General features: G+C 74.9%; 16 protein-coding genes. 11 read left to right on the top strand and 5 right to left on the bottom strand.

Translation table 11 applies throughout. The features are described 5' to 3' along the window. The 6 genes from SGA01_RS35615 to SGA01_RS35590 form a co-directional block, all read left to right on the top strand. Positions 1-367: flotillin domain-containing protein (locus tag SGA01_RS35615; protein WP_304364582.1), on the top strand; the 367-nt coding region annotated here is incomplete at its 5' end. 133 nt (positions 368-500) lie between these two features. After that, the gene (gene pdxR / locus SGA01_RS35610) at positions 501-1961 is read left to right on the top strand and encodes a MocR-like pyridoxine biosynthesis transcription factor PdxR (protein WP_141302046.1); all 1461 of its coding nucleotides are present in this window, start codon (positions 501-503) and stop codon (positions 1959-1961) included. A 125-nt stretch (positions 1962-2086) separates the two neighbouring features. Continuing rightward, positions 2087-3721: an alkaline phosphatase D family protein gene (locus tag SGA01_RS35605; RefSeq protein ID WP_229918345.1), complete on the top strand. Its 1635-nt coding sequence runs from the start codon at positions 2087-2089 to the stop codon at positions 3719-3721. 105 nt (positions 3722-3826) lie between these two features. After that, a complete protein-coding gene (locus SGA01_RS35600; RefSeq protein WP_229918344.1) occupies positions 3827-5257 on the top strand; it encodes an SWIM zinc finger family protein in 1431 nt (476 codons plus the stop codon). 65 nt (positions 5258-5322) lie between these two features. Then, positions 5323-8025: a DUF7824 domain-containing protein gene (locus tag SGA01_RS35595; protein WP_229918343.1), complete on the top strand. Its 2703-nt coding sequence runs from the start codon at positions 5323-5325 to the stop codon at positions 8023-8025. 227 nt (positions 8026-8252) lie between these two features. Continuing rightward, entirely contained in the window at positions 8253-9725 is a 1473-nt protein-coding gene (locus tag SGA01_RS35590) for a GNAT family N-acetyltransferase (RefSeq protein WP_141302043.1), read from the top strand. Here SGA01_RS35590 and SGA01_RS35585 read toward each other — a convergent pair. Beyond that, positions 9634-10863, bottom strand: a complete 1230-nt coding sequence (locus SGA01_RS35585; RefSeq protein WP_141302041.1) for a trans-sulfuration enzyme family protein — start codon at positions 10861-10863, stop codon at positions 9634-9636. The genes SGA01_RS35590 and SGA01_RS35585 overlap by 92 nt on opposite strands. 59 nt (positions 10864-10922) lie before the next feature. Between SGA01_RS35585 and SGA01_RS35580 the strand changes: the two genes are divergently transcribed. The 3 genes from SGA01_RS35580 (at position 10923) to SGA01_RS35570 (ending at position 13712) form a co-directional block, all read left to right on the top strand. Beyond that, positions 10923-11420, top strand: coding sequence for an Lrp/AsnC family transcriptional regulator (locus SGA01_RS35580; protein WP_055644748.1), 498 nt, complete (start codon positions 10923-10925; stop codon positions 11418-11420). A gap of 48 nt (positions 11421-11468) precedes the next feature. Beyond that, a complete protein-coding gene (locus SGA01_RS35575) occupies positions 11469-13172 on the top strand; it encodes a DUF885 domain-containing protein (protein ID WP_167534249.1) in 1704 nt (567 codons plus the stop codon). 90 nt (positions 13173-13262) lie between these two features. Next, on the top strand, positions 13263-13712 hold the full coding sequence (locus SGA01_RS35570; protein ID WP_141302037.1) for an Lrp/AsnC family transcriptional regulator: 450 nt from the start codon (positions 13263-13265) through the stop codon (positions 13710-13712). On the opposite strand, the gene SGA01_RS35565 is transcribed toward SGA01_RS35570, so the two are convergent. From SGA01_RS35565 to SGA01_RS35550, 4 genes are all read right to left on the bottom strand, one after another. Continuing rightward, positions 13702-16803, bottom strand: coding sequence for an AAA family ATPase (locus SGA01_RS35565; RefSeq protein WP_141302035.1), 3102 nt, complete (start codon positions 16801-16803; stop codon positions 13702-13704). The genes SGA01_RS35570 and SGA01_RS35565 overlap by 11 nt on opposite strands. Beyond that, complete coding sequence (locus SGA01_RS35560; RefSeq protein WP_141302033.1) at positions 16800-17978, bottom strand: exonuclease SbcCD subunit D; 1179 nt, start codon at positions 17976-17978, stop codon at positions 16800-16802. The genes SGA01_RS35565 and SGA01_RS35560 overlap by 4 nt, the downstream gene beginning before the upstream one ends. 173 nt (positions 17979-18151) lie before the next feature. Further along, entirely contained in the window at positions 18152-18778 is a 627-nt protein-coding gene (locus SGA01_RS35555) for a YigZ family protein (protein WP_141302031.1), read from the bottom strand. A gap of 9 nt (positions 18779-18787) precedes the next feature. After that, complete coding sequence (locus SGA01_RS35550; protein WP_229918342.1) at positions 18788-20437, bottom strand: RsbRD N-terminal domain-containing protein; 1650 nt, start codon at positions 20435-20437, stop codon at positions 18788-18790. A 186-nt stretch (positions 20438-20623) separates the two neighbouring features. Between SGA01_RS35550 and SGA01_RS35545 the strand changes: the two genes are divergently transcribed. Both SGA01_RS35545 and SGA01_RS35540 read left to right on the top strand, forming a co-directional pair. Beyond that, positions 20624-22102: a long-chain-fatty-acid--CoA ligase gene (locus tag SGA01_RS35545; protein ID WP_141302029.1), complete on the top strand. Its 1479-nt coding sequence runs from the start codon at positions 20624-20626 to the stop codon at positions 22100-22102. Positions 22103-22179: 77 nt separating this feature from the next. Continuing rightward, positions 22180-23694, top strand: coding sequence for a carboxylesterase/lipase family protein (locus tag SGA01_RS35540; RefSeq protein WP_141302027.1), 1515 nt, complete (start codon positions 22180-22182; stop codon positions 23692-23694). The last annotated feature ends 18 nt before the right edge of the window (positions 23695-23712 follow it).

Raw genomic sequence — 23712 nt, 5'->3', positions numbered from 1 at the left:
CGCGGCCATCACGGCGCGGGGCTCCGCCGAGGCCGAGGCCATGGAGAAGAAGGCCGACGCCTTCGCCCGGTACGGTGACGCCGCCGTCCTCCAGATGCTCGTCGAGGTCCTGCCGCAGGTCGTCGCCAAGGCGTCCGAGCCGCTGTCGGCCATCGACAAGCTGACCGTCATCTCCACCGACGGGGCCAGCCAGTTGACCCGTACCGTCACCGACAACGTCGCCCAGGGCATGGAACTCCTCTCCTCCACCACGGGCGTCGACCTCGCCCAGCTCCTCCAGGGCTTCACCCAGCGGAAGCCGGTCCCCGCACCGGCACCGGCACCGGCACCGGCCACCGCCGGCACTCCGGTCGAGATCGGCGAGTAGGGCACACTCGTCGGGAGCGGACTCCCAGAGACAGGATCGTGAGGCGGACGTGCCATTCGGGGTGGGCGTGCCAGGCGATGTGCCAGGCGGGCCGGACATGCCACGCGAACCGGACATGCCATGTGGGCCGGACATGCCATGTGGGCCGGACGTGCCGCGCGGGCCGGACGGGAATCCTCCGGCCGCGGGGCAGCACGCCCAGCCCGCCTGGGAGTTGCTCCTGCCGGCGGCCGGCGCCCCGGCCCGGCGGCGGGGGCGGGCCCTGCAGGAGGCCTTGCGCGACGCGGTGCGCTCGGGGCGGCTGACGCCAGGGACCCGGCTGCCGTCGAGCCGTGAGCTCGCGGCCGACCTCGGTGTCTCACGGGGCCTGGTCACCGAGGCCTACGAACAGCTCACCGCCGAGGGGTATCTGCGCAGCGACCGGGGCGCGGGGACCTGGGTGGGCGGTGCCGCTCGCTCGGCCGTGCGCGGGGTCCGCGACCCGGCGCCCGGGGTGCCCGGGGTCCTGGTGGACTTCCGTCCGGGCACCCCCGACCTGTCGCTCTTCCCGAGAGCCGCGTGGGCGGCGGCCCAGCGGTCCGTCATGACGCGGCTGCCGCACCCCGCGCTCGGCTACCCGGACCCGCGCGGACTGCCCGAACTGCGCGAGGCGCTGGCCGGGATGCTGGCCCGGCGGCGGGGCGTGGTGGCCGATCCCGAGCGGGTCGTGGTCTGTTCGGGCGTGGCGCAGGCGTCGACGCTGCTCGGCTTCGTCCTGCGGGCGCGGGGGCTGCGCACCGTGGGCATCGAGGATCCGGGCAGCCCGGAGCACGGACGGCTGTTCGCCGCGACCGGCATGGACACGGTGTGGCTGCCGCTGGACGAGGAGGGGCTGCGGCCCGGGCCGCTCACCGCCTCCGGGGTGCGCGCGGTGGTCGTGACGCCCTCGCACCAGTTCCCGTCCGGGATCAGCTGGTCGGCGGAGCGGCGCGCCGCGCTCCTCGACTGGGCGCGGACGGTGGACGGATACGTCCTGGAGGACGACTACGACGGGGACTTCCGCTACGACCGTGCGCCGGTGGGCGCGCTCCAGGGGCTCGACCCGGAGCGCGTCGCGTACGCGGGCTCGGTCAGCAAGTCGCTGGCGCCGGGGATGCGGCTGGGCTGGATGCTCGTCCCGGGGGAGCTCCTCGGCGAGGTCGTCGAGCGGAAACGGACGATGGACCTCGGTAATCCCGTACTCGATCAGGCCACGCTCGCGGAGTTCGTGACGCGCGGCGGGTACGACCGGCAGCTGCGGCGCTGTCAGCGTGCCTACCGGGAGCGGCGGGACGCGCTGCTCGCCGCGCTCGACGAGCATCTGCCGGGCACGCGGGTGAGCGGGATCGCGGCCGGACTGCACGTCATCGCGCGCGTGCCGGGGCGGTTCGGGCCGCCCGCGCGGTTCCTGGCGCGGGCGGCGGAGGCGGGCGTGGCGCTGCGGCCCCTGGAGGAGTACGGCACGGAGCGGCCCGTCGACGGGGACGTACGGCTGGTCCTCGGGTACGCGCATCTGGCGCCCTCGGCCATCGCCCGGGGCGTCCGGCTCGTGGCGGGGGCGGTCGGCAGGGAGTGACGGGCCGGCAGTGACGGGCCGGGAGTGATCTGTTCACGCGGGGTTCGCGCGGGCGCCGCCCCCGGCCGTTAGGCAGGGTGCGGCGGCGCGACTCCCGCGCCCGGACGCGCTTCCGGAGGTCTTCCATGTCCCACCCCGTGCCCGGTTCCTCCCCCACGCCCCCTTCCACTCCCCCTCCGTCTACGTCTCCGTCTCCCGGGCGGCGCGGTCTGCTGCGCGGGTCGCTGGCCGCCTCGGCGGCTCTCGCGCTCGGCGGCGCGGGCATGGCGGCGCCGGCGTTCGCGCTCTCGGGGCGGCCGCGCGCCGGCTGGGGTGTGCAGACGGGCGACGTCACGGCCTCCTCCGGTCTGGTGTGGGTCCGTGCGGACCGGCCCGCGCGCATGCTCGTCGAGACCTCGGCGAGCGAGTCGTTCCGGCGGGTACGCCGGCACCACGGGCCGCTCGTCGGCGCGGGCACGGACTTCACCGGCACGACCGCGCTGCGCGGACTGCCGGCCGGCGAGCAGATCCACTACCGGGTGACGCTGGCCGACCCGGACGACCCGCGCCGGACGGGCGAGCCGGTCGTCGGCACCTTCCGCACGGCCCCGGAACGGCGCCGTGACGGGGTCCGCTTCCTGTGGTCGGGGGACATCGCGGGCCAGGGCTGGGGCATCAACCCGGACATCGGCGGCTTTCGCGCGTACGAGGAGATGCGCCGCCTCGACCCCGACTTCTTCCTGTGCAGCGGCGACTCGATCTACGCCGACGGGGTCATCCAGCCGAGCGTGACGCTGCCCGACGGGCGGATCTGGCGGAACGTCACGACGCCGGAGAAGTCGAAGGTCGCGGAGACGCTCGCCGAGTACAGGGGCAACTTCCGGTACAACCTGCTCGACCACAACGTCCGGGCGTTCAACGCGCAGGTGCCGTCGGTGGTGCAGTGGGACGACCACGAGGTGCGCAACAACTGGTACCCGGGCCAGATCCTGGACGACGTGCGGTACTCGGAGAAGGACGTGGACGTCCTCGCGGCCCGCGCGCTGCGGGCCTTCGGCGAGTACACGCCGGTGTCCACCCTCCACGCGCGCGGGGGCGCGGAGGCGCGCGCGGGTCGGATGCACCGGGTGGTGCGGTACGGCCCGCTGCTCGACGTGTTCGTGCTCGACATGCGGTCGTACCGGAACGCCAACTCCCCCGGTCGGCAGGCCGACGACACCACCGGAATCCTGGGCGCGGAGCAGCTGGCTTGGCTGAAGCGGGAGCTGGCCGCGTCGACGGCGGTGTGGAAGGTGCTCGCCGCGGACATGCCGCTCGGGCTCGTCGTGCCGGACGGCTCCGCGAACTTCGAGGCGGTCGCGCAGGGCGACCCGGGCGCGCCGCTGGGCCGTGAGCTCCAGATCGCGGAGCTGCTGCGGTTCGTGAAGCACCGCCGGATCACCGGCACGGTGTGGCTGACGGCGGACGTGCACTACACGTCGGCGCAGCACTACGCGCCGGAGCGGGCGGCCTTCCAGGACTTCGCGCCCTTCTGGGAGTTCGTGTCCGGGCCGCTGGCGGCGGGCGGGTTCCCGGCGAACGCGCTGGACGCGACCTTCGGTCCGGAACGGGTGTTCGTCCGGGCGCCGGAGCGGGCGAACCTGTCGCCGATGGAGAGCCCGCAGTACTTCGGCGAGGTCGACATCGACGGACACAGCGGCGAACTGACGGTACGGCTCCGGGCGGAGGGCGGGTCGGTGCTGTTCAGCAAGGTGCTGCGGCCGGGGCTCGTCGGACAGTAACGGCCGGTCGTCGGAGTCGGTACTCGTCGGAGTACGCGCGCCCGTCGGGGGCGGTGCGGGGACGGCCCCGGGTCATTGTCAGTGGGGCGCCCTACCGTTTTCCTCATGACGCGATCCGTACATGCGCTCGCCTACGCACGCCCTTCCGTGCTGGAGTCCACGGGCTCCGGCCGGCTGCTCGGCCTGGAGACGGCGGGGGGTCTCACGCCCCGGGGTGCCGAGGCCCGTCCCCGTTTCTTCGCCGGCTTCCTGGCCGCTCCTCAGGTCGCCGCCCGCGGTCTCCTCGCGGTCGCAGACGTGGCGGCGGCCCGCTATCACCAGCGGATACGGCCGGGGTCGCTGGACCCGGTGGTGACGGGGAACGGGGACCGGCTGCGGTTCGAGTCCTTCTCCGGCTGCGGCGGGGTGTACGCGCGCCTGGACGTGCTCCACGAAGGGCTCGGCGGCGCGGAGACGGGTCACGGCACGACCAATGTGGATGTCAACGACCCACTGCGCGAGGCGCTGTCGCGGATGACCGGGGACGATCCGCTGCATCTGCGGGTCGGCCCAGAGGAGTTGGCGGTGACCACCCTCGCGGGGGCGGTCGTGGAGAAGAAGGTCCCGCTTCCGGACCGGTGGCTGCGGGGCTTCGCCGAGGCGCAGGTCGCCTCGGCCCGGTTCGACCTGCGGGCCGAGCTGACGGGGGCGGAGGCCGTACGGTTCCTGCGGTCCCTGCCGCGCACGCAGAGCCGGGGGCGCGGCCCGCTGTGGGTCGTCCCGGCGGGCCGGACGCTGCGGCCGACGACGCGACCGGGTCCGGGTGCGGTGTGCCTGCCGGGTCCCGACCGGCTGGTCGCCCTGGAGCGCGTGCTGCGGCATGCGACGGGGCTGCGGGTGTACGGGCCGGTGCCGGACGGCGCGGCGGCCACGGCGAGCGCCTGGGAGGTGACCCTGCCGGGCATGCGGCTCACGCTGACGCTGTCGCCCGATCCGGCGCGGGGCTTCTCCGGCGAGGGCGGGGTCCTGGAGGCGCTGGCGACGGAGGACGCGGCGCGGGACGCGGAGCTGATCGCCGTGCTGCTGGCCTGGGAGCCCCGGATCGACCCGGCGGACCTCGCGGAGCGGGCCGGACTCACGGTCGAGCGGGTGCGGGCGGCGCTGACCCGGCTGGGCACGGCGGGCCGGGTGGGCTACGACGTGGCGGAGGCGGCCTACTTCCACCGCGAGCTGCCGTACGACGCGGATCGCGCCGAGCGGCACAACCCCCGGCTGCTGAGCGCGCGCCTGCTGGTCGCGGAAGGCGCGGTGGAGCTCGACGGGGAGCTGGCGACGGTGGCCTCGGGCGAGCGGCGCTACCGGGTGCGGGAGTCGGGCGGGGCGCTGAACTGCACGTGCCAGTGGTGGGCGGACCACCAGGGGCGGCGCGGCCCGTGCAAGCACGCGCTCGCGGTGCGGATGGTCCGGCGGGGCGGGTCGGCCGCCGAGCCGGTGCCGGGAGGGGAACCACGGGTGACGCGGGTGATGCCGGAAGCCGAGACGGGAGCGACGTGGTGATCGGGCGCGAGACGGAGGAGCGGAAGTCGGGGGCCGGTGCAGTGATACGAGGGAGGGAGAGGGCCGTGGGGACGGAGAGCGCCGTGGGGACGACGAAGGGCGAGGGGGCCGAAGTGACCGAAGAGACCGACGTGGCCGTGGAGACCGGGAAGCTGATCGAGGCGGTGCGCGGCGGGCGCGCCGACGAGGTGCCCGCGCTTCTGGAGGGGCTGGGCGCGGCGGAGCGGAAGACCGTCCTCGCCGAACTGAAGGCGCTGCGCACCGAGGTGCGGAGCTGGGAGTCGAAGCGCCCGAGGGAGGCGGCCGACGTCCGGCGCGCGCTGTACGTCGCGGGGGCGGGTTGTCACCCGGGTTCCTCGGGGGCGGCGACCTGGCTCGGTGGCCGTGATCTGCTGCCCTGGCGCTCGGAGGGCGCTGATCTGGTCCTCCAGGTGGTCGCGGACTTCCCTCCGGAATGGCAGGCCGACGTGGCCGGCCGGCTCGCCGCACGGCCGTCCGTGGCGGAGCACAGTTACAAGCTGATCCGCGGCCTTGTGGAGCGGTCCGGCTGCGCGGTGCCGGCGACGGACGGCTATGTCCTGGGGTGGGCGTGGGAGTTCCGCGCCGGCAGTCGCTGGCGGCGGTCGTTCGAGGGCCCCGAGCTCCTGGAGCGGCTGCGGGAGGACTCGCAGACGCCCGTCCTGGCGCTCCACGCCCTCTCGATGACGGAGAGCCCCGACGCGTTGACCTGGACGGTCACCGAGGCTCCCCACGCGCACTGGCCCACGGCGGTCGCGGCGCTCGTCGGGGAGGGCCTGCTGGGCCGGGCCGAGGTCCTGGACACCGCACTGTCCCGGCTGTTGCGGGGCGGCCGCCCGCGCGACCTGCGGTTCCCGCTGGACGTGCTGCGGTTGGTCGAGCCGACCGCAGCGGAGTTCCGGGAGCGGATCCCCGACCTGGTCGGGATGACGGCCGACACGCCGTCGCCGATCGCGGGGTACGCGCAGGAGGTGCTGACGGAGTTGGCGGATGGCGGGGTGCTGTCGACCGCCGCGCTGGCCGAGATGACGAGTGCGGTGCTCTTCCGAACCGAGAAGAAGCTGATCCGGTCCCAGTTGACTCTGGTCGGCAAGGCGCTGGCGCGGGAGCCTGGCGCGGCGGGCGAGCTGCTGCCGGCGGTGGCGGAGGTCTTCGGGAACGAGGACACCGACCTCCAGGGGCGCGCGCTGAAGCTGGTGGGCCGTCATCTGGCCGCTGTGGACGAGTCCGTACGGCGGGAGCTGGCCGATCAGGCCGGGCTGCTGAGCCCGGCGCACCGGCAGGCCGCCGTGGAGCTGTTCGGGGAGGCTCTGGAGGAGGAGAGCGGGCTTCCGTACGAGGAGATCCTGCCGCCCGTGCCCGAGCCGCAGGGGGTCCGGCCGCCGGCGGCGACGGTCGAGGAGCTGGTGGAGGACCTGCTGGCGAAGGGGGTCTCCGACGATCCGGTGCGGTTCGAGCGGGCCCTCGACGGGCTGGTGCGCCACGCGCACCGGGACCGGGAGACGCTGGCGCGGGCGGTGCGGGAGGCGTTCACCACCACGAGCTGGCAGGAGCCGCACCACTTCTCCTACGACTTCCGCGCGCTCCACGCGGTGCTCGCGGGGTTGCTCGGGCTGCTGGAGCCGTCGTGGATCGAGGCCCGCCGGGTCCGGGAACCCGAGGCCACGGCCTGCTTCCACGAGGCGCTGACGGGCATCAGGGACGCGCGGCTGTGGGAGACCTCCGCTCTGATCGGCACGGACGCGCTGCCCTTCCTGCTCGCCTCGCCGACCGTGAGCACCGGCGGGATCGATCCTCTGGTGCTCGTCGAGCGACTGCGCGCCTACCGGGACGCGGGCGTCGAGCCCGCCCCCGCCGATCTGGCCCAGGCCCTGCTGCGGGTCCTGCGGACCGGCCCCGATGTCGGGCGGGCGGAAGGGGAGGCGTCGGCCCTCGGCACCGTGGCCGGGCAACGGCTCGGCGCGTGGCTGCGGGCGGACGAGCCGCTGGCGGCGACCGTACGGTTCCTCGAGCGGGAGGAGGACCGGTCCCTGGAGAGGTGGTCCGTCGTCCAGCGGGTGGTTGTCGAGCTCGCCGACCGGGCCGTGGTGCGGGAAGAGTTCCCGCCCTCCTTCCGGTGGCTGGGCGGCACTCTGGAGACGGCCCCCCGCCGCTGCTACCACTGGGTCTCCGGCGGGGAGCACTGGGCCCCGATCCTGCCGGCCGACCGCGAGGTACTCGCGGCCTGCTTTGTACCGTCGCTCGCACGCGGCAGCGACAGTTCACGGGAGACGACGGACCCGCTGACCGGAATCGCCGAGGCAGAGGGCCGGGTGGGCCGGGCCGTGGCCGTCACCCTCGCGCTCGGACTGGGCGACGGCGACGCGGACGACCGGCTGCGGGCGGTGGACGCGCTGCTCGTGCTCGCGTCCCGGGGCGATCTGGACGCGCGGCGCGTGGGCGAGGAGCTGGCGTGGCTGCTCGCCGAGGGTTCGGTCAAGCCGAACCGGCTGGCGGACGCGGCCCGGACGGCGGCGGCCACCGGGGCGTATGGGACGGTCTGGGCGGTCCTCGCCGCGGCGCTCCCCGAGGTGCTGGGCGCCGGGAAGCCGGTGCGGGGCCTGGGCGAGGTGCTCGCGGTGGCGGCCGACTGCGTGGAGCGGTGCGGGGCGCGGGGTGAGCTCGCCGGCCTCGACGGCGTCGCCTCGGCGAAGGGCGCCACGCAGCTGGTCGCCCAGGCGAAGCGGCTACGGGACGCGCTTCGTCGCTGAGCCGGGTCGGGACGCGCTCCGTCGGTGAGCCGGGCGGGACGCGCTCCGCCCCTGATCCCGTCGGGACGCGCTCCTTCGGTGAGCCGGTCCGGGCCGGCCCGGTCACGGGCCCGATCAGACCATGACCCAACCGGTCCGAATCGGGCCCTAAGGCACCAGATCGGCGCTTAACCCGTCAGTCACAGAACGTTCGTGATCACGCAACACCGCTGGGTCACAGTGAGGTCATGACCGATGTGACGTCTTCGAAGAGCACCCGCCGCCCGCACCACTGGCGGCACGACCTGATCGAGCTCGCCGCCCTCTTCACCGCCGTGGTGGTGGCCGACACGATCGCCAAGACCATCGTCAAGGGGCCCGACGGCCACTACCTCCTGGTGTTCTCGGCGATCGCGCTGGTCGCCACCGCCGCCTTCCACACCTGGTGGGCGCGGAGGCACAGTCATGCCAGTCATGCCCCGCCCCCCGGATCTCCGGGCGGTGACACCGGCGGGCGCTCCACCACGGCTTCGTCGGCCGACGCGGGCGCGGGAACGGCCGAGGGAGGCGAGGGCACGGAGGACGCCCCGCGACCGCCCGCCGAGACCGCGCTCTGGCGCATGCGGACCACCGTCGAGGACACCCCGGGCAGCCTCGCCGCCCTGTGCACGGTCCTCGCCCGGCTGGGCGTGGACATCCTCACCCTCCAGACCCACCCGCTCGCCCGGGGCACGGTCGACGAGTTCCTGCTGCGCGCCCCCGCCGGGCTCTCCGCCCAGGACCTCGCCCGCGAGACCGCGGCGGCCGGCGGCCGCGACACGTGGACCGAGCGGGCCGACGCCCACGACCTGGTCGACACGCCGACCCGGGTCCTCGGCCTCGCGACCCGTACGGCGCTCGACGCCGCCGAGCTGCCGCTCGCACTGCGCGGGCTCCTCGGCCGCTGCACGCTCCACTCCGTGCCCGCGCTCTCCCTCACCGGCCGCCCCGTCGGCGAACAGGCCCCGGTCGAAGGGGTGCTGGAGGAGACCGTGATGCGGCTGCGCGATCCCCACGGTGGCACGCTCATCGTCGAGCGGCCCTATCTGCCCTTCACCCCGACCGAGTTCGCCCGCGCCCGCGCGCTCGTCGAGCTCGACGCCCGGCTCGGCCCGCGCCTGCCGCGCAGCCAGGACGTGCTGACCCTGCCGGAGGGCAACGAGATCACGGTCCGCCGTGCGGACCAGCGCGACCTGCGGGCCGCGCGGGCGATGCACGACCGCTGCTCGGCCCGCACCCTCGGCCTGCGCTACCACGGCCCCGTCGGGGACGCCGACCGCTACCTCGACCATCTGCTGAGCCCCCGCTTCGGGCGCACGCTCGCGGTGCAGACGACCTCGGGCCGGCTCGTCGCCCTCGGCCACCTCCTGTGGGACGGCGACGAGACCGAGGTCGCCCTGATGGTCGAGGACGACTGGCAGCGGCGCGGCATCGGCTCCGAACTCCTCGGCCGGCTGGTGGCGATGGCCGAGGAGGCCGGCTGCGAGAGCGTGTACGCCGTGACCCAGGCGTCCAACACCGGGATGGTGGCCGCCATGCGGGCACTGCAGCTCCCCCTCGACTACCAGATCGAGGAGGGCACCCTCGTCATCACCGCGCGACTGGCCACGGCGTCGCAGCGGAGCCCGCGGTCCGCGCCGCGGTCCCTGCCTCAAGAGGAGGTCCGGCGGGCGGAGCGCTGAGCGCCTGCGTCAGGTCCCGCCACAGGTCCTCGACGTCCTCCAGGCCGACCGACAGGCGCAACAGCCGGTCGCTGACGCCCGCCGAGCGCCGGTCTCCCTCGGCCACGATCCGGTGGCTGATGGAGGCCGGGTGCTGGATGAGGGTGTCGACGCTGCCGAGACTGACCGCCGGCGTGATCAGCCGTACGCCGGCTATCACGTCGTGCGGGTCCCCGTAGACCTCGAAGGCGATCATCGCGCCGCCGATCCGCGGATAGTGGACGCGGGCGATCCGGGGGTCGGTGGCGAGCCGCCGGACCAGCTCGGCGGCCGAGGAGGACGCCGCCCGCACCCGTACGGGAAGGGTGGAGAGGCCCCGCAACAGCAGATAGCCGGCGAGCGGGTGGAGCACCCCGCCGGTGGCGAAACGGACCTGGCGGAGGGTACGGGCGAACTCCTCGTCGCAGGCGACGACGCCGCCCATGACGTCGCCGTGCCCGCCCAGGTACTTGGTCGCGCTGTGCAGCACGATCCGCGCGCCCTGCTCGACGGGCCGCTGGAGGACCGGCGTGGCGAAGGTGTTGTCGACCAGGAGCGGCACGGAGCCGCAGGAGTGGGCGAGGGCGCGGATGTCGGCCTCGGCCAGGGTCGGGTTCGCCGGGGACTCGACCATGACGAGGCCCGTGTCGGGGCGGATCGCGTCCGCGATGCCCGCCGGGTCGGTCCAGGTCACCTCGGTGCCGAGGAGCCCGGCTTCGAGGAGGTGGTCGCTGCAGCCGTACAGCGGACGGACGGCGACCACGTGGCGCAGCCCCTGGCTCGCCCGGGCGAGCAGGACGGCGGTGAACGCCGCCATGCCGCTGGCGAAGGCGACGGCGGCCTCGGCGCCCTCCAGGCGGGCGAGGGCCTCCTCGAAGCGGGCCACGGTGGGGTTGTCGAGCCGGGCGTAGACGGGCGGACCGTCGAGCCGCGCACCGGTGGTCGCGAACTCGTCGATGCGGGCGGCCTCGGCCCGGGCGTCGTACGAGGGGTAGGTGGTCGACAGGTCGAGCGGCGGGGCGTGCAGTCCGAGCGTGGCGAGGTCCTCGCGGCCGGCGTGCACAGCTTCGGTGGCGAGCGCCCTCGGGGTGGCCGAGGGGTCGCGGTCCATGGCGTCCATGGCGGCACTGTGAACGTTTACCGGAAGGTAGCGGGAACGAGCCGTGCTACGTTCGACAGATGGCCGAATCTGTCGTACTGGACGCGGTCGATCTGCACATTCTTCGCCTCTTGCAGAACGACGCCCGGACCACTTACCGCGAACTCGCCGCCGAGGTCGGCGTGGCGCCCTCGACCTGCCTGGACCGAGTGGCCCGGCTGCGCCGCACCGGCGTGATCCTGGGTCATCAACTACGGCTGGATCCGGCCAAACTCGGCCGTGGGCTGGAAGCCCTTCTCCTCGTCCAGGTCCGCCCCCATCGGCGGGAACTGATCGGTCCGTTCGTCGACCGGATCCGGGCCCTTCCCGAGTCCCGGGCGCTCTTCCATCTGACGGGTCCCGACGACTACCTGGTCCACGTGGCCGTGGCGGACCCCGCCGACCTGCAACGACTCGTGCTCGACGAGTTCACCTCGCGCCGCGAGGTGGCCCGCGTCGAGACCCGGCTGATCTTCCAGCAGTGGGAGTGCGGCCCGCTCCTGCCGCCCGCGGCGGGCCCTTCCTTGTCGGCCGACTGAGATCGAACGAGGGTGACGAGGCCGACGGGAGAGGCCAGGATGACCCCCATGCCAGAGACTTCCAGCAGCCCGCTGCCCCGCCAGGTCGCCGACGCCCACGTCGACGCACTCATCGCCCTCGACCCGATCATCGGTACGTACCTGGGAGTCAAGGAGAGCGCCGGTCGTCTGCCCGACTTCTCGCCCGCCGGGCAGAAGGCCGTGGCGGACCTCGCCCGGCGGACGCTCGCGGCCCTGGACGCGGCGGAGCACGCCCCTGGCGCCGAGAGCGACGCGGAGCAGCGGTGCGCCCGGCTGCTGCGGGAACGTCTCACGGCCGAACTCGCCGTGCACGAGGCCGACGAGGGTCTCTGCGTGGTCAGCAACATGCGCTCGCCCGCCCACAGCGTGCGCATCGTCTTCACGATGATGCCGACGGAGACCGCCGAGGACTGGACGGCGGTCGCCACCCGGCTGCGGGCCGTCCCCGCCGCGCTGGAGGGCTACCGCTCGGCGCTCGCGCTCGGCCTGGAGCGCAAGCTCCACGCCGGGCCGCGCCCGACCGCCACCTTCGTCGGCCAGCTCACCGAGTGGGCCGGCACGGAGAGCGAAGGGCGGGGCTGGTTCGAGGAGTTCGCCACGGCCTGTCCCGACACGCTGCCCCAGGAGCTGAGGACCGAGCTCGCGGAGTCCTCCCGGGGCGCCACCGCGGCGGTGGCGGCGCTGCGGGACTGGATGCGGGACGTGTACGCCCCGACTGTCGCGGACGCGCCGAACACGGTGGGCCGTGAGCGGTACCAGCGCTGGAGCCGCTATTTCAACGGCACCGACCTGGACCTCGACCAGGCCTACGCGTACGGCTGGTCCGAGTACCACCGCCTCCTCGGCGAGATGCGGACCGAGGCCGACCGGATCCTGCCCGGCGCGGGCCCCTGGGAGGCCCTCGCCCACCTCGACGAGCACGGCACGCACATCGAAGGGGTGGAGGAGGTACGGGTCTGGCTCCAGGAGCTGATGGACGAGGCCATCGAGGCGCTCGACGGCACCCATTTCGAACTGGCCGACCGCGTACGGCGGGTGGAGTCCCGGATCGCCCCGGCCGGCGGCGCCGCCGCGCCCTACTACACCGGCCCGTCCGAGGACTTCTCGCGCCCCGGCCGCACCTGGCTCCCGGTGGACGGCACGACCCGCTTCCCCGTCTACGACATGGTGTCGACCTGGTACCACGAGGGTGTGCCGGGTCATCACCTCCAGAGCGCGCAGTGGGTGCACGTCGCCGACCGGCTCTCCCGCTACCAGGCGACCATCGGCAAGGTGAGCGCCAACATGGAGGGCTGGGCGCTGTACGCGGAGCGCCTGATGGACGAGCTCGGCTTCCTGCCCGACGCGGAGCGGCGTCTGGGCTACCTCGACGGCCAGATGATGCGCGCGTGCCGGGTGATCGTGGACATCGGCATGCACCTGGGCCTGGAGATCCCGGCGGACTCGCCGTTCCGGCCGGGCGAGCGGTGGACCCCGGAGCTCGCGCAGGAGTTCTTCCAGCTGCACAGCAGCCGCCCGCCGTCCTTCGTGGAGAGCGAGATGACCCGCTACCTCTCGATGCCGGGCCAGGCGATCGGCTACAAGCTGGGCGAGCGCGCCTGGCTGCTCGGGCGGGCCAACGCGCGGGCCGCGCACGGCGAGGCGTTCGACGCGAAGGCCTGGCACATGGCGGCCCTCTCGCAGGGCCCGCTGGGTCTCGACGACCTGGTCGACGAGCTGTCGCGGCTCTGAGACGCGGAGCCGGAAACCTCGTACACCACCGCATGAGAATCCCCGGCCGTTCCCTTGATCGGCCGGGGATTCCCCTGCTACCTCTGGTGCATGACCAGCGCATACACTCCGGACGCCACCGACTGGCGCATTCTCGAAGCCCTGCAGTCCGAGGGCCGGGCCAGCTTCGCCGAGCTGGCCCGCGCCGTGTCGATGTCGCCGTCCGCCGTGACCGAGCGGGTGCGGCGCCTGGAGGACGCCGGGGTGATCGCCGGGTACACGGCGATCGTCGACCAGGACCGGCTCGGGCTGCCCATCCTCGCGTTCGTACGGCTGCGCTACCCGCACGGAAACTACAAGCCGTTCCACGACCTCATCGCCACCACGCCCGAGGTCCTGGAGGCCCACCACGTGACGGGCGACGACTGCTTCGTCCTCAAGGTCGCCGCCCGTTCCATGCGGCACCTGGAGGAGATCTCCGGGAAGATCGCCACCCTCGGCTCGGTGACGACGAGCGTCGTCTACTCCTCGCCGCTGCCCCGGCGCTCCATCAGCCGCTGAGCGCGTCCCCGCCGGTCCGCAGCCGCACCGCGGAGCCGTGCCGCGCCTTGACGACCTCCAGCTGGGCCGGGACCCGGCGGCGCAGGTCGCCGACGTGGCTGACGATGCCGACGCTGCGGTCGCGTTCGCGCAGCGAGTCGAGGACGTCGAGGACCTCGTCGAGCGTCTGCTCGTCGAGGCTGCCGAAGCCCTCGTCGATGAAGAGGGTGTCGAGCCGGACTCCGCCCGCCTCGTCCGTGACGACGTCGGCGAGGCCGAGGGCGAGCGCGAGGGAGGCGAAGAAGGTCTCGCCGCCGGAGAGTGTGGCGGTGTCGCGTTCGTTGCCCGTCCAGGCGTCGACCACGTGCAGCCCGAGGCCGGCCCGCTTGCCGCCGGAGCGCGCGTCGGAGTGGACGAGGGTGTAGCGGCCGGAGGACATGCGCTGGAGGCGGGCGGTCGCGGCGGCGGCGACCTGTTCGAGGCGGGCGGCCAGGACGTACGACTCCAGGCGCATCCGGCGCTCGTTCTCCGCGGACGTCCCGGCGGTGAGGGCGGCGAGCCTGGCCACCCGGTCGTACTCCTCGCGGAGCGGCCCGAGCCGGTGGACCTCGGTGCTCGCCTGCCGGGAGAGGCCGGTCAGTCCGGTCGCCCGGTCGCGGGCCGCCGCCAGGTCGGACGCGGCCTGCCGGAGCCGGCGTTCGGCCGCCGTGTGGGCGGCCTCGGCGGCCGCCGGGTCGGCGGGCGGGAGTGCGGCGGCAGCGGCGGTACCGGGCTCGGCGAGCCGGTCCGCGACGGCGGCCGCCTCTGCCTGCCAGGCGTCGACGCGCCGCTGGAGGTCGCGGCGTTCGGCCTCGCCGACGAGCGCGTCGCGGGCCTCGGCCGGGGTGGCGAAGCCCGCGCGGTAGGCGGCGTCGGCGAGCCGGTCGTCGGCCTCCTTGAGCCGCTGGGCGGCCAGTTCGGCGGCGCCCAGGGCCTTCGCGGCCTCGACGAGGACGGCGATCTTCCGCTCCAGCCGGGTGGCGTGCTCGGCCACGCTGCCGAACGCACCGCGCCCGCGCACGAGTTCCTCGTCGAGTGTCGCCTGCTCCCCTTCGAGGGCCTCGCGGCGCGAGGTGCGCGCGGCGGTCCGCCGCTCGGCCTCCCGCTGCGCGGCGACCCGCTCCTCGTACTCCCGCTCGGCCCGCGCGAGCGCCTCGCGGGCGCCGTGCGTCTGCCCGGCGAGCGCGTGCGCCTCGCCGTACAGACGGGTCAACTCCTCGACCTCACGGGTGAGTTCGTCGACGGTGGGATCCGCGCCGGAAGCGGGTTCAGGCAGGTCGGCGGGGTCGGACGCCACGGAGCCGGATACGGCGGAGGCCACGGAGCCGGACGCGGCGGACAAAACCTCCGCGCGGGCCGCGGACCAGGCCTCGCGGGTGACGGCCAGTTCGCGTTCGGCGGCGGTACGGGACTCGTCGGCGCGGGTGTAGGCCGCGTAGGCGGCGTCCTCCGTGGCCCGGTCGACGTGGTCGGCGGTGGTGCGGGCCGGGGCCGGGTGGGCCGTGGCGCCGCAGACCTGGCAGGCCTCGCCCTCGGCGAGGGTGGCGGCGAGTTCGGCGGCGATGCCCTGGAGACGGCGGGACTTGACGTCGAGCCAGGTCTCGTGGGCGGCGTTCCGGTGCTCGCGGGCGTCCGTGAGCCGCGCCTCTGCGGCCGTGGTGTCCCGCTCCAGCGCGTCGCGGCGGCGGGCCGCGGCGAGCCGGCGGCGGGCGGGGTCCAGGCGGCCGGCGAGGTGCTCGGCGCGGGCCGCGGCGTCGGTCGCGGCCAGGACGCGTTCGGCGAGGGCGGTCCGGCGGGGTTCCCAGTCGGCGAGCCAGCCGGCCGCGTCCTGGAGGGCGTCCTCGTCGGCCCGCGCCTCGCGCGCCAGGGCGGTGCGCTCCTCGGCGAGGGCGGCGGAGCGGCGCTCGGCGCGGCGGGCCGCGGCGAGGCCGCCGAGCTCCCCGCGCAGCCGGTGCTCGAGGGCGGAGAGGTGCTCGGCCCCCTGGTCGGCGAGGTCCGGCGGCAGGAGGGCGCGGGAGCGTTCGCGGGCCGCGTGCGCGCCGGCGTGCTCGCGCTCGGCGTCCGTGCGCATGCCGAGCGCGGGGGCGACGCGTTCGGCCTTGAGGGACCGGTCGAGGGCCGCCTGGTGGCGGTCGCGCTCGGGAGCGCGGGCGGTGAGCTGCTCGCGCCGTCGGAGTGCGTCGGCGTGCCGGGCCTGGCGGTCGGCGAGCTCCTTCTCGGCGTCGAGGGCGGCGCGCGCGGAGCCCTGTCCGCGTTCGGCGGCCGCGAGGCGTACGCCGGTGATGTCGAGGGCCTCACGGGCCTCGGTGCGGGCGACGGCGGCCCAGGTCAGGACGGACTCGGCGAGGCCGGGGTCGCCGGGGCGCCCCTCGACGGGGGTGCGGGCGGCTTCGAGGCCGCCGGCGGCCTGTGTCATGCGGTGGGCGAGGGTGAGGAGCCGCTCGTCCCCGTCCCGTACCTGCTGCTCGGCGGCGCGCCGGAGGTCGGCGAGACGCTCCTCGACGGCGGCGAAGCGGCGGGTGTCGAAGAGGCGGCCGAGGAGCTTGCCCCGGGCCTCGGCGTCGGCGCGCAGGAACTTCGCGAAGTCGCCCTGCGGGAGGAGGACGACCTGGCAGAACTGCTCGCGGCTCATGCCGACGAGCTGGGTGATCTCCTCGCCGATCTCCTGGTGGGAGCGGCTGAGCCCGGCCCACGTGCCGGTGGCGGGGTCGTACTCGCGGAGCCAGGTCTGGGCCTTCTCGGTGGTGAAGCCGCCGCCGCGCTTCTTGGGCCGCTGCTGGGCGGGCCGGCGGGTGATCTCCAGGCGCCGGTCCCCCACGGTCAGTTCGAGGAGGACCTCGGTGTACGTGCCGACCGGGGCGTGGTCGCTGCGCAGGGAGGTGCCCGGGCTCTGGCGGACGCCGGGCACGCTGCCGTACAGGGCGAAGCAGACGGCGTCGAGGACGGAGGTCTTCCCCGCGCCGGTCGGGCCGTGGAGGAGGAAGAGACCGGCGGAGGAGAGGGTGTCGAAGTCGACCGTCTGCCGGGTGCCGAAGGGCCCGAACGCGGTGATCTCCAGGCGGTGCAGCCTCACCGGCCCACCTCGCGCTCGGCCGAGTCGACCCGTACGTCGTCGAAGGCGCCGTACAGCACCGTCCGCTCCGGGCCGTCGAGCCCCTCGCCGCCGCGCACATGGGCCACGAAGTCCTCCGCGATCTGCTGGTCGCTGCGGTCCCGGAGCCGCTGGGCGTAGGAGGCGCCGGGGCCGTCCTCGGTCCGCTCGGGGTCGAAGACGAGGTTCAGGGTGTGCGGGAAGCGCTCGGCGAGCCGGGCCATGGGCTCGGCCGGCCGTGCGGGGTCGGTGAGGGTGGCCTCGACCCAGGACTGCTCGTGCGGCGCGAGCGCGGGGTCGGCGAGGAGGTCGTCGAGCCGTCCCCGGATCCGGGCGAGGGGGCGCGGGACGGGGCAGTCGAGGCGCTCGGCGCCGGTGATCGCCCCGTCGGGGCCGCTCGGGCCGAGGTCGACGAGCCACATCGTCTTGCGGTGGTCGGCCTCGGAGAAGGAGTACGCGAGCGGGGAGCCGGAGTAGCGCACCCGCGGGGTGAGGGTCTGGCTGCCGTGGAGGTGGCCGAGCGCGACGTAGTCGACGCCGTCGAAGACACCGGCGGGGACGGCGGCGACGCCGCCGACGGTGATGTCCCGCTCGCTGTCGCTGGGGGCGCCGCCGGCCACGAAGGCGTGGGCCAGGACGACGGAGCGGGTGCCTGCGGGGCGTGCCGCGAGGTCGGCGCGCACCCGGTCCATGGCGGCGGCGAGGACGGCCTCGTGCCCGCCCTTCGGCGCGCCGAGCTGTTCGCGCACGAGGGCGGGTTCGAGGTACGGCAGGCCGTAGAGCGCGATGTCGCCGTGGGCGTCGGTGAGGACGACGGGGGTGCCGATGCCGGCCGGATCGGTACGGAGGTGGATGCCCGCCCGCTCGATGAGCCCCGCGCCGACGCCGAGGCGGCGGGCCGAGTCGTGGTTGCCGGAGATCATGACGGTGGGCACCCCGGCCTCGGCGAGGCGGTGGAGGGCCGTGTCGAAGAGCTCGACGGCGGGCAGCGGTGGCACGGCCCGGTCGTAGACGTCCCCGGAGACGAGGACGGCGTCCACGCGGTGCGCGTGGACGGTCGCCACGAGGTGGTCGAGGAAGGCGGCCTGGGCTTCGAGGAGCCCGACGCGGTGGAAGGACCGGCCGAGATGCCAGTCCGAGGTGTGCAGGAGCCTCACGATGCCGTCCCACCCCGCATGTGTGCCGCTCCTCGCCGCCGCTTCCCGTCCTGTGCGCCCTCCACGCTATCCCGGCCGGGGGTGTGGGTGGGGCCGGACGGGATTCCGGGCGGGGGTGTGGGTGGCGGCCCGGACGGGATTCCGGGCGGGGCGCCGGGGAGGGTGTGCGGCGCTCAGGCGTCGCCGTACGCCTCGCCGCCGAGGGCGAGCAGCGCCGTGCCCGCCGTGGTGTCGGCGAGCCAGGCCCGGAAGGCGGGGACGTCGGCGTCAGGGAGGCCGATCTCGATCGTGACGGCCTCGGCGTACCGCACGTCCCGGACGGCGCGGCCGGTCGCCCGCAGGTCGTTCTCCAGCTTCCCGGCGCGCTGGTGGTCGACGGTGACGGTGGCGAGCCGGAAGCGCTGCCGGGTCACGGTGCCGAGCTCGTCGAGGGCCTCGCCGACGACCCCGCCGTACGCGCGGATGAGACCGCCCGCGCCGAGTTTCACGCCGCCGTAGTAGCGGGTGACGACGGCGGCGACGTAACGCATCTCACGGCGCAGGAGCATCTGGAGCATCGGCACGCCCGCCGTGCCGCCGGGCTCGCCGTCGTCGCTCGCCTTCTGCACGGAGGCGTCGGCGCCCAGGACGTAGGCGAAGCAGTTGTGCGTGGCGGTGGGGTGCTCCTTTCGGACGCGCGCGACGAAGTCCTGCGCCTCCCGCTCGTCGGCGACGGGGGCGAGCGCGCAGAGGAAGCGCGAGCGGTTGATCTCGGTCTCGTGGACACCCTCGCGGGCGAGCGTGCGGTACTGCTCCTGCATCCCGCCAGCCTACGTTCCGTCCACCTCGTACTCCCCGGCGGCCGGTTCGGGAGAGTCCCCCAGGCCCGCGTACGGCAGGGCGCGCAGCGCGAGGGCCCAGCCGAGGCGCGCCTCGCCGGACTCGCTGGAGCGGCCCGTGAGCTCGGCGATGCGGCCGATGCGGTTGAGGACGGTGTTGCGGTGGCAGTACAGCAGCTCCGCGGCCCGGGCGGCGGAGCAGCCGTGGTCCAGCCAGACCCGCAGCGTCGTCAGGAGCGCGGCCCGCTCGCCGCCGGTGGCGAGGACGGGTCCGAGGTGGACCGTGACGATCCGCTCGGCGATGTCGGAGCGGCCGCTGAGGAGCACCTGCGCGAGCCGGTCGTCGAAGGCGGCCGCCTCCCCGCTGCCCGCCGGGAGGGTACGGAGCGTCTGCTCGGCGAGCCGGAGGGCGCGGCCCGCGTGGGAGAGCCGCTCGAACTCCGGGGAGATCCCGGCCGTGGCACCGGTCAGCTCCCGCAGGACGTCGAGGAGGGCGTGCGCGGCCGGGTCGGCGGAGCCCCGGGGGCCTGCGGCCGGGCCACCGGCGGGGGTGTCCCGGCGCGGCAGCCGGACGATCCCGGCGTACCGGCCGGAGCGGGGCCGCCAGAACGACCACATCCCCCGCGCCTCCAGGACGGGCGCCGGGTGCGGCGGGGCGGCCGGGTCCTGGGCGGCGACCACGACGACGTACCGGTCGTACGCGGGGACGCCGAGCGCGGCGGCCGCTGCCGAGGCCACGGCGGGGTCGTCGGCGCGGCCGTCGAGCAGCGCCTCGAACAGGGCGACGCGCCGGGTGTCCTGGCGGCTCTGGAGCTCCAGCTGGGCGAGCCGGTACTCGTCGGCCATCGCGACGGAGTAGCGGTCGATCGTCTCCCAGACGCCGCTCGCCATGTCGAGCTCGACGTCCCGGCTGTCGGCCTCCCGGCCGGCCCGGGCCCTGAGGTGCTCGGCCATGACCTGCCAGAGGACCCGGCCGCCGCGCCGGTACGCCTGGAGCACGGTGTCGAGAGGGACGCCCTGCTCGGCGCGGCGGCGGCCGGTCTCGCGGGCCGCCCGCTCGAAGTCGCCGCCGGTCGGGGCGAGGCCACCGAAGTCCTCCAGGGCGCGCAGGAGGTTGTCGCGGCAGATCTCCCAGAGGTCGTCGCGGGTGACGGGGGCGTCGGCGGCGTACGTGCCCGAGTGGGCGCGGATGTCGTCGACGGCCCGGTCGGTGAGCCGGTCGACGTCGGCGAGCATCGTCGTGGACAGCGCGCGACGCAGCGCCCCGGACCCGGCGTCGGACCCGAGCGGCGTATGCGCTCCACCGGAGCGCGGCGAGCCGGAACGCGAGGCGGCGAGCCGCGCGGAGGCGACGGAGGCGGGGCGGGCGGCGGCGAAGGGGGAAGCAGGGCGGGCGGCGGCGGGGGAAGCAGGGCGGACAGCGGCGGAGGCAGGGCGGGGCTCGCCGGAGCGCGGGGCGTCGGCTCGGTCGTGGCGATCGGGGCGATCGGGCCGCGGGGCGTCCTGGCGATCGGGGCGCGGGGCTTCCCGACGGTCCGAGCGGTCCCGGCCGGGGGCACCCGGGCCGGGACCGGCGTCCGGGCGCGTGGCCTTCGCGCGGGGTTCGCCGCCGGGGAAGGGGGCGGCCGGGCTGTGCGTCATGGCTCGCACCGTAGCCCCGGGATTTGGCGAATGCCACGGGTCGCGCACGGCAGCGGGGCCGCTGCCCACCCCGAGGCGGCACATGGTGGGCACCTGCACATGGCATCCGGGCGGGGCGGCGTCGGATTCTTTGCCGTGTCAGCCGATCGTCAAAGCGCTGTTAACTCCGCGTCTCTGGAGCGTGTCATGTCACTGAGCGTCGCCGGCGTCCTGGGCGAGTCGGCCCGTCACTTCCCCGACCGGATCGCGGTCGTCGAGGGCGCGGCCCGGCTCACCTACCGCGAGCTGTGGACGGAGGCGCTCCGCTGCGCGGCCGGGCTGCGGGAGGCGGGTCTGAAACCGGGTGACCGGCTGGCCGTGCTCCTGCCGAACACGACCGAGTTCCTCCGCGTGTACTACGGCGCGCTGGCGGCCGGCGTGACCGTCGTGCCGGTCCACGCGCTGCTCGTCGCCGACGAGGTGCGGTACGTCCTGGAGCACAGCGGCGCGGTGGGCGTCGTGAGCGGCGGGCCGCTGTGGGCGGTGGCCGACGAGGCCGCGCGGGCGGCCGGGGTGCGGGCGTTCCAGGGAGCACCCTCGGCGGCCGAGCCGCTGCCCGCCGCCGAGCCTGCCGACCCCTCGGACGCGGCCGTGATCCTCTACACGAGCGGGACGACGGGCCGCCCCAAGGGAGCCCTGCTGACCCACCTCAACATCGTCATGAACGCCTCCGTGACCTCACGGGACCTCCTCGGGCTCGCAGAGGGCGACGTCGTCCTCGGCTGTCTGCCGCTCTTCCACAGCTACGGCCAGACCTGCGCGATGAACGGGACGCTGCGCCAGGGCGCGACGCTCGTGCTGATGCCCCGGTTCAGCGGCCCGGCGGCCCTGGAGGTGCTCGCCGCCGAGGGCGTGACGGTCTTCATGGGGGTGCCGACGATGTACCACGCGCTCGTGGAGGCCGCCGCGGTCTCCGATCGGCGCCCGACGGCCCTGCGCGCCGCCGTCTCGGGCGGCGCGGCCCTCCCGGTCGCCGTCCTGGAGCGCTTCGAGGAGACCTTCCGCACGCAGGTCCTCGAGGGGTACGGCCTGACGGAGACGTCACCGGTCGCCACCTTCAACCAGCCGCACCACGGCCGCAGGCCGGGGACGGTCGGGCACCCGGTGTGGGGTGTGGAGGTGGGGATCGCGGACGCCGCCGTGGAGCGGGAGATCGTGCCGCTCGCGGACGGCGAGGTCGGGGAGGTCGTGGTGCGCGGGCACAACGTCTTCGCGGGGTACCTCGACGACGCCGCGGCGACGGCCGCCGCGATCGTGGACGGCTGGTTCCGTACGGGAGACCTGGGCGTCCTGGACGAGGACGGTTTCCTGCGGATCGTGGACCGGAAGAAGGACCTGGTCATCCGGGGCGGCTTCAACATCTACCCGCGCGAGGTCGAGGAGGTGCTCGTGCGCCATCCCTCGGTCTCGGAGGTCGCGGTGATCGGCGTCCCCGACGACGCGAAGGGCGAGGAGGTCTGCGCGGTGGTGGTACGCCGGGACGGCGCGGCCCCGCTCTCGGAGGAGGAGCTCGTGGAGTGGTCGCGGGAGCGCCTCGGCCGTCACAAGTACCCGCGGATCGTGCGCTTCGTCGAGGCGTTGCCGCTCGGCCCGACCGGCAAGGTCCTCAAGAGGGCCCTGGTGTAGGGGGGTTGACCGCAAGCCCTCCCTTAACCGCATGATCTGGACGGTGCGTCACCGTCGACCCGAGGAAAGGTGAATCGATGTCGGAGCACGTCGCGGAGCACGTCCCGGACGGTCCCGGGGCCCGCACGAGGAACGGCATTCTGCGGGGCGCCCTGAAGGACGGCGTGGCGTCCTTCCTCGGCATCCCCTACGCGCAGGCCCCCGTCGGGGAGTTGCGGTTCCGCGCGCCGCAGCCGGCGGAGGCCTGGGACGGGATCCGGGAGGCCACCGCCTTCGGGCCGACGGCGCCGAAGCGCCCGTACGCCCCGCCGCTCGCCGCGCTGCTCCCCGACCCCGAGGTGGCGGGCGACGACTGCCTCAACCTCAACGTCTGGGCCCCCTGGCCGGCCACCGGTCCCCGCGGGGAGGGCCCCGGCGACGGCGGCACCGGCGAGGGCGGGCGCCCCGTCATGGTCTGGATCCACGGCGGGTCGCTGGTCCACGGCTCCTCGGCGCTCCCCGTCTACGACGGCACCGCCTTCGCCCGGGACGGCGTCGTCCTCGTCTCGATCAACTACCGCCTCGGCATCGAAGGGTTCGGGGTCTTCCCCGACGCGCCCACCAATATCGGTCTGCGCGACCAGATCGCCGCACTGACCTGGGTACGGGAGAACATCGCGGCCTTCGGCGGGGACCCGGACCGGGTCACCGTGTTCGGCGAGTCGGCCGGTGCGATATCGGTCGCCGCCCTGCTGGCCTCGCCGCTCGCGAAGGGCCTGTTCCGGCGGGCCGTGCTGCAGAGCGGCTCGCCGACCGCCCGGTCGATCGCCAAAGCCCGGAGGACCACCGAGGCGATCGCCGCGCGGCTCAAGGTGCCGGCGACGGCGGAGGCGTTCGCCCGTGTGGACCCGGAGCGGCTGCTCGCGGCGCAGACCGCGGTGACGGACAAGGGATCACCGTTGATCTCCGGCAACCCCTTCTTCATCGCCGTGGACGGCGACGTCGTGCCGGAGGATCCGGGGGACGCGCTCGCGGACGGCGCTTCGGCAGACGTGGAACTGCTGATGGGCACGAACACGGACGAGTACCGGCTCTGGTTCGTACCGGGCGGACAGGCCGACCGGGTGGGGCCGTTGATCCAGCGGCTCCTGCTACGGAAGGGACAGATAGCGTCCAGCACGGCGAAGGTGTACCGGGAGCGCCGGCCGCAGGAGAAGCCGGGCGAGGTCCTGGGCGCGATCGTGACGGACCGGCTGCTGCGGGTCCCGCTGAACATGCTGGCGGACTTCCGGCTGCACTCCGGAAAGTCCGCGACCTATCTGTACGAGTTCGGCTGGCCCTCCCCCGTCCTCGATCTCCGTGCCTGCCACGCGCTGGAGCTCGGCTTCGTCTTCGACACGCTCGACCTGCCGGAGACGCGCGCGCTGACGGGCCCGGACGCCCCCCAGGACCTGGCCACGGCCATGCACGCCGCCTGGGTGGCCTTCGCCACGACCGGCGATCCGGGCTGGCGTCCGTGGGACGCGGCCCGCCCGGTGATGACCTTCGGGCCGGGCAGCCCGACCCTGGTCGAGGCACCGCGCGAGGAGGAGCGGCTCGCCTGGGGCGGCTGACGAGGACGCGATGAGGGA

Origin of the sequence: Streptomyces gardneri (assembly GCF_006539185.1) — a bacterium.
GTDB lineage: Bacteria > Actinomycetota > Actinomycetes > Streptomycetales > Streptomycetaceae > Streptomyces > Streptomyces gardneri.
This window is presented reverse-complemented; position numbering and strand designations above follow the sequence as displayed.